Annotated in this window: 11 protein-coding genes; 3 read left to right on the top strand and 8 right to left on the bottom strand. The window is 32.1% G+C overall.

The window, feature by feature from the left end; genetic code table 11:
* Positions 1–34: 34 nt before the first annotated feature.
* Positions 35–487, top strand: a complete 453-nt coding sequence (locus tag GKZ86_RS07540; RefSeq protein WP_154782500.1) for a hypothetical protein — start codon at positions 35–37, stop codon at positions 485–487.
* A 172-nt stretch (positions 488–659) separates the two neighbouring features.
* On the opposite strand, the gene GKZ86_RS25600 is transcribed toward GKZ86_RS07540, so the two are convergent.
* From GKZ86_RS25600 to GKZ86_RS07520, 4 genes are all read right to left on the bottom strand, one after another.
* The gene (locus tag GKZ86_RS25600) at positions 660–827 is read right to left on the bottom strand and encodes an ATP-binding protein (protein WP_194632507.1); all 168 of its coding nucleotides are present in this window, start codon (positions 825–827) and stop codon (positions 660–662) included.
* A gap of 6 nt (positions 828–833) precedes the next feature.
* A complete protein-coding gene (locus GKZ86_RS07530; RefSeq protein ID WP_154782499.1) occupies positions 834–3,944 on the bottom strand; it encodes a CheR family methyltransferase in 3,111 nt (1,036 codons plus the stop codon).
* A 271-nt stretch (positions 3,945–4,215) separates the two neighbouring features.
* A complete protein-coding gene (locus GKZ86_RS07525; RefSeq protein WP_154782498.1) occupies positions 4,216–4,590 on the bottom strand; it encodes a response regulator in 375 nt (124 codons plus the stop codon).
* Positions 4,591–5,271: 681 nt separating this feature from the next.
* Complete coding sequence (locus tag GKZ86_RS07520; RefSeq protein ID WP_154782497.1) at positions 5,272–5,424, bottom strand: hypothetical protein; 153 nt, start codon at positions 5,422–5,424, stop codon at positions 5,272–5,274.
* A 224-nt stretch (positions 5,425–5,648) separates the two neighbouring features.
* Between GKZ86_RS07520 and GKZ86_RS07515 the strand changes: the two genes are divergently transcribed.
* Positions 5,649–6,647, top strand: a complete 999-nt coding sequence (locus GKZ86_RS07515) for an alpha/beta hydrolase (RefSeq protein ID WP_154782496.1) — start codon at positions 5,649–5,651, stop codon at positions 6,645–6,647.
* Positions 6,648–6,878: 231 nt separating this feature from the next.
* Here GKZ86_RS07515 and GKZ86_RS07510 read toward each other — a convergent pair whose 3' ends face one another.
* The 3 genes from GKZ86_RS07510 to GKZ86_RS07500 form a co-directional block, all read right to left on the bottom strand.
* On the bottom strand, positions 6,879–7,163 hold the full coding sequence (locus GKZ86_RS07510) for a hypothetical protein (RefSeq protein WP_154782495.1): 285 nt from the start codon (positions 7,161–7,163) through the stop codon (positions 6,879–6,881).
* Between the two features lie 123 nt (positions 7,164–7,286).
* Positions 7,287–7,466: a hypothetical protein gene (locus tag GKZ86_RS07505; RefSeq protein ID WP_154782494.1), complete on the bottom strand. Its 180-nt coding sequence runs from the start codon at positions 7,464–7,466 to the stop codon at positions 7,287–7,289.
* A gap of 18 nt (positions 7,467–7,484) precedes the next feature.
* Positions 7,485–7,625 (bottom strand): hypothetical protein, encoded by a 141-nt coding sequence (locus GKZ86_RS07500; protein WP_154782493.1) that lies wholly within the window; start codon positions 7,623–7,625, stop codon positions 7,485–7,487.
* 275 nt (positions 7,626–7,900) lie between these two features.
* Between GKZ86_RS07500 and katG the strand changes: the two genes are divergently transcribed.
* On the top strand, positions 7,901–10,162 hold the full coding sequence (gene katG / locus GKZ86_RS07495; protein WP_154782492.1) for a catalase/peroxidase HPI: 2,262 nt from the start codon (positions 7,901–7,903) through the stop codon (positions 10,160–10,162).
* A gap of 71 nt (positions 10,163–10,233) precedes the next feature.
* Here katG and GKZ86_RS07490 read toward each other — a convergent pair whose 3' ends face one another.
* Complete coding sequence (locus tag GKZ86_RS07490; protein WP_154782491.1) at positions 10,234–13,449, bottom strand: TonB-dependent receptor; 3,216 nt, start codon at positions 13,447–13,449, stop codon at positions 10,234–10,236.
* Between the last annotated feature and the right edge of the window lie 294 nt (positions 13,450–13,743).

Genomic DNA, 13,743 nt, shown 5'->3' with positions numbered 1-13,743 from the left:
TTTTTGTCACATTAACAACCAATATTTTAAGAATATGAAGAGCAAAATTATTTTACTAAGCATCCTTTTCTTCTTGACGACTGGTGCTATTTCAGCACAAGCAAAAAATGCTCCAAGAAGTATTATCAGTACAACAGCTCTAATCCGCAAATACCATGATCAAAAAGAATTAAGTGGTATGCAAAAAGGAGAACTTTTGGAATTATACATTGAACGTATTAAAGTTTTAGTGAAAACTCTTCCTTACATTGCTTTGGTTACTAAACCAGGTGTAACGATGGCAGATTTAGGTATTCCGGACGACTCTGAGCACAAAAAAGTGTTAGACAATCAGGCAGTAGGTACATCAGCATTCTTAGATACTACAGTAGAGTTTCAGAGAAAAATGATGCCTTATTCTGATAAAGGAAATCTTATCGCTGCAATTTTATTTTACGAAAGCACATTAAAATCTTTACACGAATTCAATGATTTGAACGAAATGTAATATTATAATATAGCACAAAACTAAAAAACTCCAAAGTCATTTGATTTTGGAGTTTTTTTTATTCAGTATCTTTTTGAAAGATGAGATTTTAATTTACTTAAATTCTTATATAGTCTGCCTTTTTCACGGCAAATCAATTTATAAAATGGAATTAATTTACCTCTTGATGATTTTATAAAACTGGTAAATATATATGAAATGTCGTTCCTTCATTTACTTTACTTTTTACTGTGATAAAGCCATGATGATTCTCTACAATTTTTTGTACTAAAGTAAGGCCTAAACCACTACCATGATATTTATCATTATTATCGTGTAAGCGATAAAAAGGCTCGAAAATTTTAGATTAAAATTTCTGGTCAAAACCTATTCCGTTATCGATTACGTTAATTTTTATGTAGTTGATGTCCTGACTTCCTCCAATTTCAAAAATTTCATCAACCGAAGGCTGTTCGGTTTCAATTCTAATTTCCGGAATCACACCATCTTTTGTATATTTAATAGCATTCAATATCAAATTGCTAAAAAGCTGTTGCATTTGATATGATATTACTTTTAACTGAGGAAATGAATCAACTTTAATAATAGCATTTTTTTCTAAAATAGTATCTTTAATATCTGCTATTGTTTTCTTCAAAAGCACATTAAAATCTGTTTTTTTATATTCCTTTTCTACAAAGTTAATTCGTGAGTAATCAATAAGGTCGGTAATTAAACGAGTCATGTTACCCGCAGCAAACAGCATTCGTTCGAGATTATGTTTGCTTGCTTCTGATAAGTTTTGTTCATTGTCAATAATACGCTGCGAAAACATGTGAATTTTTCGAAGCGGCTCTTGTAAATCATGACTTGCAGCAGAACTAAATGTTTCAAGCTGTTCGTTGTATTTTTGCAATTCTGAATTTTTGATTGTCAACTGTTCATTAATTGCAACAATTTCAGTAATATCTTCCAGCGCCAGGAGAATCATGCCTGAAGGTTTGGCATTAAGTATGCGTCGGGCATTTACCATCATTATTTTTTTGCCGATTCCTTTGCACATGGTATCGACTTTAAAATCTTCAATGTTTGTTTTTTCGCTGAGTATTTTAAATATAAGCTCTTTAAACTCCGGAATATTCCATTGACAATCACCAATTTCAAAAAATGAACGTCCTTCTATTTGATCTTCTGTAGTTTGAAAATATTTATAAAATGAAGGATTGGCACTTTTAACAAAAAAATCTCTGTCAATGATAAGTAAAGGTTCACGAATGGTTTTAAAAATCGATTCAGAATAATTTCTCATCGAAATTAATTGTTCCTGACGGTCCATTAATTCGTCATTCACGCACATCAATTCTTCATTATTCGACTGGAGTTCTTCAGTTGAAGTTTCGAGTTCCTCATTCATAGCCTGTAGTTCTTCACTACTGCTTAATAATTCTTCGTTTGTAGTTTGTAATTCTTCAAATGCAGTCTGTTGCTCTTCTGTAACCCTTTTAATATCTTCACGCAACTGGGACAATTCATTTTCAAGTTCAGTAATACGAAGCTGATCTGAACTCTTTCTTTTTATATTGCCTTCACTTTCCAATTCAGGAATTGGTTTTTTGTGAAAAAGGATCATAATATGTTCTTCGTCATTTGGAATAGTAAGTACTTCAAATGATGCGATATAAGGCTGGTCTTTAACAATTATATTTTCTTTAATAACTGTTTTTTTATCCTTTTTTATTTTTAAAATAGCATTACGAAGTGCAAAACTGATACCTTCGCGAGCCATTTTTAAAACATTAAAATTAGGTTTACCAGGCGATGGCAATAAAAAATAACTTGTATCGCCATGAAAATGAACAATTTCGAGATGTTCATTTATAATTACACTTGCCGGAGTATATTTTAAAAATAAAATATCAGAAGCAATTTTTCTAAAATCTACTTCAGGCAGATTTCTCTTTACAATTATTTCTGTTTTTTCACGTGTACTATTACTTGAAGGTTTAAAAGCTTCGGGTACATAACGTGAAGGAGTAAATTTGCGTGTGTATATTTTTTCATTTCTTCCAATGGGTTCAAACAAGTTTTGTGCATTGGTTGTTGTTTCTGATTTTCCAAGAAATAATATTCCTTTTTCCTTCAAAGAATAATGAAATGATCCTAAAACTTTATTTTGTAAAAAGGCATCCAGATAAATCAATACATTTCTGCAGGATATTAAATCTATTCTGGCAAATGGAGGATCTTTGATAAAATTATGTACCGCAAAGATGCACATATCGCGTATCGTTTTATTGATATGATAATGTCCATCGCGTTTTGTAAAATAATTTTGAAGTCTCATCGGAGAAACATGTTGTACATCCTGCTCAGAATAAATACCGGTTCGCGCTTTAGTAATGCATTTTTCTGAAATATCCGAAGCAAAAATCTGAACCTTTATATCTTTATTGTTTCTTTTAACCAGGAATTCATGAATGCTTATGGCTAGTGAATATGCCTCTTCACCGGTTGCACATCCTGCAACCCAAATACGTAAATTGTTATTTGTTGTATTTTGAATTAATTGCGGAAAAATAAGTTCCGGCAATGATTCAAAAAATGAAGTATCCCTGAAAAAATAAGTAACAGGAATTAGAAAATCATTAAACAGATGATCTTGTTCTGTTTTATCATTTCTAAGCCAATGATAGTAATCTTGTAAAGTTTCTTTGTGAACCACAACCATTCTTCTGGCGATGCGTCGTCTTATTGTAGGTTGTTTATAATGACTGAAGTTATTTCCCGTTCTTAAATAAACAAGATTTAGGATTTGATGTAAAGTCTCTTCCTCATTTTTTGGAATATGTTCTTCGTCACCGTATGCGTGATTAACCGTATAACTTTTTTGTATTTGTAATAATTGCTCCGGTATAAGTTCGGGAGGCAATATATAATCGACAACATCAGCGTCGATAGCACTTTGCGGCATTCCTTTAAATGAAGCGGTCTCGGGATCCTGTGCAATAGTTACCCCGCCCAGTTCTTTTATTTTTTTTAATCCAAAAGTACCATCAAAAGCGGTACCGGAAAGAATTACACCAATGGCAAAACTTTTATGAACATGTGCCAAAGATTCAAAAAAGATATCTATACTGGCATTTCTGTCATTGCGTGTTCTTTTCTGTAATTTTAGAATACCATCCTGAGCAATTAGATTATTATTTTCGGGAATAATATAAATATGGTTGGGAGAAAGATTAATATCATTAATGATTTCATGAACTGGAATTTCAGCGCTTTGAGATAAAATTTCAGTCAGCATACTTGGGTAATCAGGAGATAAATGCTGTACAATGACGTATGCCATTCCTGAATTTTTTGGTATCGCTTTAAGAATTTTTTTAAATGCATCTAATCCCCCGGCAGAGGCGCCAATACCAACTACGGGAAAATCCTGGATTGTTTTTTGTGGTTCCTTATTTTCAGAAAATTTCATTGAAAAAAAAATATTAATATCAAAGGTATGAAGTCTTTTACATTTAAAAAAGCCTTTTTATGAATGGAAAAGACGTAAGCATTATTTTCAAAAATATAAAATTTTGAATTGAATCTTTTTAAAAATTTAGTCTTATAAAAGTTTTTATTTTAATCACTTAAAAATCAGTATTATGAAGAAATTATTTATTGCTTCACTCAAAGGATATTCTTAAATAAAAGCAATGAATTCTACTTTAATCAGATTATTATCAAGAAGAGACATAGGTCTTTTATATTAGATTCTTTAATAGCATTTTCAAAACACCAAAATCATTTGGTTTAATGTAATAATCTAAAATACCAAGATCATTCACTTTGCTTTTTATCTCAAAAGGTATCGATGTTGAAAATATGATTACAGGTATATTTTTAAGAGGCTCATTTTTTTTAATTTCAGCCAGCAATTCCATTCCATTCATAACAGGCATGTTAATGTCAAGAAAAATTAGATCGGGTCGTATTTCCTTATTAATAAGCTGACCTAAAGCCTGAACGGGATTATGAATAGCTGTATAAGCTGCAGTAGAAACTTCTTTCAGTGCTTCTAAAAAAAAGACACAATCATCATCATCGTCATCGATTTGTAATATGTTTTTATATTTCATATTGATTTTATGGTAAATGAGATACAATTGCAGGGTTACTTATTCTGCAGAATAATGATACAATTGTTGCATTAGATAAGAGTAGAAAAGAGAGCGTAAGATTTTTTTGCATGTTTTTTGATTTTGATGGTAAAAAAAGCTTGTTATAAAACAAGCTTTTTTAAAATTACTGGTAAATTAATTCATTATTTTGGTTGTCAGCGAATCTGACAGATGACACATAGTTTTCTTTTTTATCACGTGTATAATCTTAGGCATAACAATTTAATATGGATTGATTTATAAAATTGCAATAAAAAAAGACGAGAATAATTCTTATTTTTTTAGTTTCTTATTCTCAATATTTTTATAATCTTTTTCTTTTAACATTAGTAAATGTAAAATCACACTTAAAATCATATTTACATAATTTTTATTTTTTGTTACATAATTCCCATGTTTTAAATATAAATCTTAAAATTTTATAATATGGATAAAAAAAAAGCCGCTACTTTTTTATACGGCTTTCAAAATTGATTTTCATTGATTAAATGATTTAAGAAGTTTGATCAGTCCTTTCATCAAAATCATCTTCATCATCCCACTTAAGAGTATTGCTTTTGCGTCTGGAATTTCGATTAATTTCAGGGGAATTTATAATGGTAATTGAATGATATAAAGAAGAATTTAAATGATGTTGTTTTAATTTTGCTTCTTGATTTTGTTTCTCATCACCCCCTTTTTTATATCAGATTTAGATTTGATACTGTTCTCAGATTCAGTTTCTTTTTTATAATTTTTCTTTTCTGCTGACTTAGCATTGTCAGTATTTTTTTTATTGTTTGAAGTTTTCATAATAGTAAAGTTTAATTGTTTATAATGATTAAATATATAAATGTTGCATGATTTTTTTTTATAATAAATTACTTTGTAATTATATGATTTACAGTTTTATAAATCGAAATTTCAGTAGATACAATCTTAATTTATTAGCAAGGTTTTTAGCAGTTTATAGTTCAATATAAAATGAACTGTCAAAGGTTCTGTTTTTTAAACTTTGCATTTATAAAAAACTGAAAATGAAACAAATTACCACTTTCTTATCGTTGGCCTTTTTTACAACAGCAATGAATGCCCAAAACAATCCTGACTATGAAATATTGAAAACTGAAAGCCATATTTCAGGACTAAAAATTGCTTTAATACATAAAGAATCTACTGTTGCTTCAAATGACTTTGCTATTCTTTTTTTGCATGGCTCTTCATTTGGTTCTGCTTTGTCTTTTGGTTTTAAGATGAACAATTATTCATGGATTGATAACATGTCAGAAAATGGATATGATGTGTATGCGCTTGATTTTTTAGGTTATGGAAATGCAGATCGTTATCCTGAAATGGAAACAAATTCAGCAACAGCTAAACCCGTTGGAAGAGTTTTTGATGTTTGTCAAGATGTAGATAAAGCAGTTGATTTAATTATAAAAAGAACTGGCAAAACAAAAGTGTATTTAATTGGTCACTCGTGGGGCGGTTCTGTTGCAGCTCTTTATGCAGCAAAATTTCCTGATAAAGTTTCTAAATTGGTTTTATTTGCTGCTATAACCCAAAGAGATGATACTTCTGCAACTGAAAAAATAGAAAGCTCTTTTGAATTGATGACGCCTGAAGAAAGAATAAATGCAATGAAAGCTTTAACACCTGAAAAAAAGAGTTGTCAATTAGAACCGGAAATATTTAAAAATTGGGGCAATATCTGGCTAAAGTCAGATCCTTTAGCTGAAAAATATAAATTGAAAAGTGTTCGTTTTCCATCAGGACCATCACAAGATGTCGAAGATTTATTACACAATAAGCCTTATTATAATCCTGCTGATATAAAAGTATCAACTTTAGTAGTAAGAGGTGAATGGGATAAATACCCAAATAATGCCGATGATGAAAAATTATTTTCTTCCTTAGAAAATGTACCTTATAAAAAATACATTGTGATCAAAAAAGGAACTCATGTTATGCACCTTGAAAAAAGCCGTTATCAATTGTATAATGAAACACTTCAGTTTTTAAAATTTGGTAGTTAAAAGAATGTACTTCCAAGTCTTCAGCTTTATTAAATATCAGCAAAAATATTGTTGAAAAACAAGGAAGCACATATAAGTAAAAGATCGAATTTATTATTTTAATATATTTATTAAAAGAAAGAATGTACTTCCAATATCCCTTTATTGATTAGTAGCGTAATCATTAATTAAGTAGTATAACTCAAAAAAATAGTTTTAAAAGAACGTGAATAAGGGAAGTACAATTCTTAATTATTCTGGTTTATTTTCATTTTCTTTTTCAATTGTTTCTTCTGTGTTTTTCGTTGAAGAATTAGTCGAAGAATTATTTGATACTATTTTGTATAAACCAATTGCCATTAGCGGTATTGTAAATTTTCTAATAGTAGAACCTATCTGATTTTGTCCCAGCATTTTTAAAGCTGATCCAATTGCTAACGTTCCTAGTCCGGCGCATACAAAATAAACTGAAGGGTAATAATTAATTGTATTTTCTATTGATTGATTTGTAGTTTCTGTATTTGCTGTATTTTCCATGATATAAAATTATGAGTGATCTTTTGTGAGATATTCTATACATAAGCCATCTTGCAATTCTATAAAACGTTAAAAACGATTTTATAAATAATAGTTCTAAAATGAACAAAAATAAAATGCATTTTATTTTTGTTCATTTTTGCCCTCTAAATTTTCTGCCGGATCTACATCTTTATTTTGGTTATGATTTGGATCATCGCTTATAAATTCTTCTACAGTCTGCGTATTATAATCAGCAGGTAATTTAGATTTCTTAAATCTTTTAAAAATTGTCTCCCGGACAATTGCTACTATGCGATTCATAATTTTCTGATTCAGAAATTATTTTTTCGCGTCCTTTTTATTTCCTGTTTTTTCAGAATTTTTAGCTGATTTATGGTTTGTATTTTTGGAACCATCAGCTTTTTTATCAGTGTCATCATTTTTTTTGATGGCATTTTGATTTGCATTTTTTGTGTCCATAATATTTAATTTAAATTATTGATATGTCCAAAAATAAAATAGGCGATAAATATTTTTTTATAAAATTTAAATCAAGAATTATATAATTATCATTTTATGCTAAGCTAATTGAATTGATTGTTTGCCCAAAAGATCTAAAATGCTGATTATAGATTTTTTCTATAGAAATAAAATAATTTAATATTTAATTGCTATACAACTTTTTTTATTAATTAGTATTTTTGATTACAATTAATTGAAAATTAGTAATCTACGTAATCTTAAAAATGACAATTATGGAGAGTAATAATGAAATTAGCAAATGTCCCTTTCATAACGATGGTACAAGTAATACATCAGGAAACGGAACAAAAAATCGGGATTGGTGGCCAAATCAACTAAAAATTAATATTCTTAGACAGCATTCACCACTATCAGATCCTCTGAATAAAGATTTTAATTATGCTCAGGCATTTAATGAACTTGATCTTGAAGCGGTAAAGAAAGATTTACATATTCTTATGACCGACTCACAAGAATGGTGGCCTGCTGATTTTGGTCATTATGGCGGTTTGTTTATTCGAATGGCATGGCACAGTGCGGGCACATATAGAGTAGGTGACGGCCGAGGTGGTGCAGGAGCCGGACAGCAGCGTTTTGCGCCGCTAAACAGTTGGCCTGATAATGTAAGTTTAGATAAAGCACGTAGATTGTTATGGCCAATTAAACAAAAATATGGACAAAAAATCTCGTGGGCTGATTTAATGATATTTGCAGGAAATATTGCTTTAGAATCGATGGGTTTTAAAACATTTGGTTTTGCAGGAGGGCGAGAAGATGTATGGGAACCTGATGAAGCCGTTTATTGGGGAGCTGAAAATGTATGGCTTGGAGGAGATATTCGTTACGGACACGGTTCAGAAGGTGTACCAAAAGAGCATGGCGTTGTGGCATCTGATGATAATGCCGATGGTGACATACACTCGAGAAATCTGGAAAAACCACTGGCCGCTGTTCAAATGGGACTTATATATGTAAATCCGGAAGGTCCTGACGGTAATCCCGATCCTATTGCTGCGGCAAAAGATATAAGGGATACTTTTGGACGCATGGCCATGAACGATGAAGAAACAGTTGCATTAATTGCTGGTGGTCATACTTTTGGAAAAACCCACGGAGCTGCTCCTTCTGATCATGTAGGGAAAGAACCTGAAGCAGCAGATTTAGAATTACAAGGATTTGGCTGGAAAAATAGTTTTGGTTCTGGCAAAGGTGCCGACGCAATTACAAGTGGATTGGAAGTTATCTGGACAAAAACGCCAACACAATGGAGTAATAACTTTTTTGAAAATTTATTTGGTTTTGAATGGGAACTTTCTAAAAGTCCCGGAGGCGCACATCAATGGGTGGCTAAAAATGCAGAAGCAATTATTCCGGATGCTTTTGATAGCAACAAAAAACATTTGCCAACAATGCTGACGACAGATTTATCGTTACGATTAGATCCTGTTTACGAAAAAATATCACGTCACTTCCTTGAAAATCCTGATGAGTTTGCAGATGCATTTGCACGTGCATGGTTTAAACTCACACATCGCGATATGGGGCCACGTGCCCGTTATTTGGGAACAGATGTTCCTCAGGAAGAATTATTATGGCAGGATCCAATTCCTAAAGTTGATCATGTGCTGATAGATGAAAATGACATAAGTGAATTAAAGAAAAAAATAAGAGCATCAGGATTAAGTGTATCCCAAATGGTTCAAACTGCGTGGGCGTCTGCATCAACATTTAGAGGATCTGATAAACGCGGCGGTGCCAATGGTGCCCGCATACGATTGGCTCCGCAAAAAGACTGGGAAGTTAATAATCCTGCCCAACTTAAAAATGTCTTAGATAAACTTGAAGCAATTCGAAGAGAATTTGATACTGTACAACAAAATGGTAAAAAAGTTTCATTAGCAGATTTAATAGTTTTAGCCGGCTGTGCAAGTATAGAAAAAGCAGCAGAAGATGCAGGAAGTCCAGTTACCGTTCCTTTTTTCCCAGGACGTATGGATGCCTCACAAGAACAAACCGATATTGAATCAATTGGCTTTTTAGAGCCTAAAGCTGATGGATTTCGAAATTACAGAAAAAGTAAATCTGCTGTATTTACAGAAGAACTGCTAATTGATAAAGCTCATTTGTTAACGCTTACGGCTCCTGAACTGACCGTGCTTTTGGGCGGATTGCGAGTGCTTGAAATTAATACAGATGGTTCAAAAAACGGAGTCTTTACAAATCGTCCCGGACAACTTACAAATGATTTCTTTGTAAACCTGCTGGACATGAATACAAAATGGCAGGCTTTATCGTCAGACAAAGAAATTTATTCCGGCAGTGATCGTACTACTAATCAGCTAAAATGGACAGGAACTCGTGCCGATTTGGTTTTTGGATCTAATTCTGAATTAAGAGCTATTGCCGAAGTATATGCCAGTGCAGATGCAAAAGAGAAGTTTATAAATGATTTTATAGCCGTCTGGAGTAAAGTAATGAACTTGGATAGATTCTAATTTAAAAGTCCCCCAGTTTCAAGCGATAAGAAACTGGGGGACGATTAAAAAAATAAAATAAAACACAATCTCTAGAACGAATACCTAACTCCAAGTTGTCCTTGAAATCTTGAGGCTAATTGATCTACAGTGTAAGGTGATGATGTAGGTTTTTGGAAAGTATATGTTGGATCGCCAGTAGCAACTCCGCCTAAATTTCCTGATTTTGTTAAACCTAAATTTGCTGTTGAATTATATGTGTTTGGAACAAAATAACTTCTTCCCCAATCTTTATTGATAAGGTTTCCGATATTGGCCATGCTAAATGAAATCTGGAATGTTCCTACTTTTGAAACTTTAATTTCATCCATTAATTTCAAATCAGCCTGAATGTTCCATGGTGTAGTGTCGCCATTTCTTTCTGTGAAGTTTCCTCTTCTGCTTTTCAAATAATCATTTCCGTTAATAAAAGCTTCGTAATCTGCAACTTGTTGTGCCGCAGTTGCTGAAGGAACTCCAGTAGAACTTACTCCAATATATTTAGCAGCTTCTGTTGCATCTTTAAAGACATAAGCCAATCCTGCTGCTTGTCCTGTTCCGGCAATTGTTGAGTTTACAAATCCCCATGAAAACGGATTTCCTGATTGAGCATTAAAATATACATTTGCAGAGAAAGTATTATTGTCAGCCAATTTTAAAGCATATCCTACATTAGAAACAATTCTGTGTTTGATATTAAAGTTAGAAGTTGCCAATTGAGGATCATTTGGTGTCAATGACTGGTTCATTTGAAAGTTACTTTCCATAGAGTTACGAATTCCGTTTGTAACATCTCGAGAATCTCCATAAGTATAAGCAACCATAAAGTTAAGACCAAAATCATACGTTTTTGAGATCATCTCAGTAATGCTGTATCGGTATCCTTTATTTGTATTTGACAATAAATAAGCATTTGAAAAAGCAGCATTTATATTAGCCGCATAAATTGGCATTTGGTGATTGGTATCATAAGAAAAATAAGTTGGGTTATCCGTTTTATTTACTTGTTGAAATTCAAGATCACGAATTACTTTTGTATAAATACCTTCAGTCGTAAATTTATATCCGTCGATGATTTTATCAATCGCAAGAGAGTTTCTTAAAACAGCCGGCATTTTAAATTTATTATCAACTAAATCTGCCTGCACTTTTGGTGTTGCATCGTGATATCCATTTAATCCGTTGTTTGCCAAAGGATCTCCGGCAGCTGTAACTTGCGCCGCAGTTAAGTTATTTTTATCATAACTTCCGTAACCAACTCCATCATTATAATAAGCATATCCTAACCATGCAAACGGAATTCTACCTGTAAATACTCCAGATCCACCTCTTAAAACAAGCGTTTTATCTTCGTCTACATTATAAGTAAATCCTATTCTTGGAGAAACTAAAGCTGTACTAAAAAAGTTGTTTTTTATCTGATTTAATGGCGTATAAGAATATGTTGTACCATAATTAGGATCAGCAGGAGAATTTTGTACTTGCGAACTTAAGTTTGGTTTTGTTGGCAAATCAGTATAATCAATTCTCACACCAGGCGTAACTTTCAATTTGTTTCCAATTCTAATCTCATCCTGTACATAAAAACTATAAAGGTTTACTTTGAATTTAGCATAGGGATTATTAAAAATATCATCTCTTGTAGAACCATCAAAAGGATACGTTCCACGAACACGAGTAGGAAGTTTGTTGTAGAAATCATCTAAAGATTTATATGAAACTCTTCCGTTAAGCGCATTTACAAATCCGTAATTAATGTCATAGAATTCATTGTGCGTACCAAACAATAAAGTATGGTTTCCGGTTTTATAAGTAAGATTGTCAGTGATTTCAGCTGTGTTTTGTTTCATATTAAAAACAGTAGCTTCACGATCATTTCCTAAGAAAATAGTTCCTCCGTTATAACCAATTTCTGCTTGGGGAAACATAACATTGCTTGATTTTGGGTCACGATAATCTTTAATGGCAGAATAACTGGCAATGAATGAGTTTGACCACTGACTGTTAAAATGACTTTTTAATTCTAAAACAGTACTAATAGATTGGTTTTTTTGCGTAAAATCCATACTTGAAAACCTGAAATTTGCAGCATCACGCTCCAAATTAGAAGCTTGAGAAATAACGGTGTTGTTTCTTAACGAAAGAGAATGTTTGTCATTAATTTTCCAATCTAACTTATTGAAGAATTTTTGGCTTTTTGCAAAGTTATTATAAGAACCATAACTTCCCGGATCAAATCCGTAATTAGCTTTTACAAAACTTGAAATTTGTTCTGCAGTAGCGTTATCCACTAAAGAAGTTAATTTTCCGCTTGAATCTGTTGATCCGGCGTTGTAAAACAATGGGTCAGTTCTTTCAGCATATTCCATATTTGTAAAAAAGAATAATTTATCTTTTACAATTGGCAATCCCAATCTAAAACCTACCTGATAATCACCAAAAGAACTTGGCATTTTAGAACCGTCACCAGCATTATTTGGACCTGTAAGAGCTGCATTTCTACCATAACTATAAATAGATCCGCTTACTTCATTTGTACCGCTTCTTGTTACGGCATTTACACTTCCGCCTAAAAAGTTTCCTAATTTAATATCGTAAGGAGCAATATAAACCTGAATATCCTGTATCGCATCTAAACTGATAGAATTAGATCTTGTACTGCTTCCCGGCATTCCGGAAGTTCCCGACTGACCTCCTAAAGAAGGACTGAAACCAATCGCATCATTATTTATCGAACCGTCAATAGTTACGTTATTGTATCTGAAATTGGTTCCTGCAAAAGAGTTGTTAGAACTCTGCGGAACCAGTTTTGTAACATCCTGAATTCCTCTGTTGATTAACGGAAGACCATTTACTTGTTTTTCATTAATATTAGTCCCGTTGTTTTTAGAAGAAGGTTTAGAACTTGTAATCACCACTTCTTCCAATACATTATTATCAGCTTTGCTAACTACAATTGTTGGTAAATCATTGTCGCCAAGAGCTAAAAATATTTGGGCATTAGAATAATCTTTGGTGTCTTTACTTTTTATTTCCAGTTCGTAAGGGCCACCGGCATTTAAATTTTCGAAACTAAATCTACCTTGTTTATCCGTTACAGCTCTGTAAACTGAGTTGGTAGGCAAATGTGTTAAAGTAACTTCTGCATCGATAAGAGGGCTTGTACCATCGTTAACCTTTGCAGATAAAGAAGAGGTTGTAATTTGGGCAAAAATGTTTCCCATAACGAGAAGCATTAAAGCCGAAAAAAAGAGTCTTAGTTTTGTCATGTTGTTTTTAGTTTTTATTTGACAAAGAAACTCCCTTTGTTTCAATCAGATTTAACGCTTTTGTTAACTTAAAATCATAAAACAATTCATTGTTAATTTAAAATCAAGAAGATGTTATTTTCTTAAAACAGATTTATCGCTTTAAAATCAATAGTTTATGTAAAACTCTCTAAAATAGTAGATTAGAGTTGTATTTAAAGTAGATTAGAAAAAGATTAGAGTGTTAAGCAAATGTTACCGATTGCGAAAAACGATATTAATGCTTACGAATTTTTCACGCAGATTTAGATAGAT

It is taken from the genome of Flavobacterium sp. LC2016-13 (assembly GCF_009707955.1).
Taxonomy (GTDB): Bacteria; Bacteroidota; Bacteroidia; order Flavobacteriales; family Flavobacteriaceae; genus Flavobacterium.
Note: the sequence above shows the minus strand (reverse complement) of the source record. Positions and strands in the feature narration are given on the sequence as shown.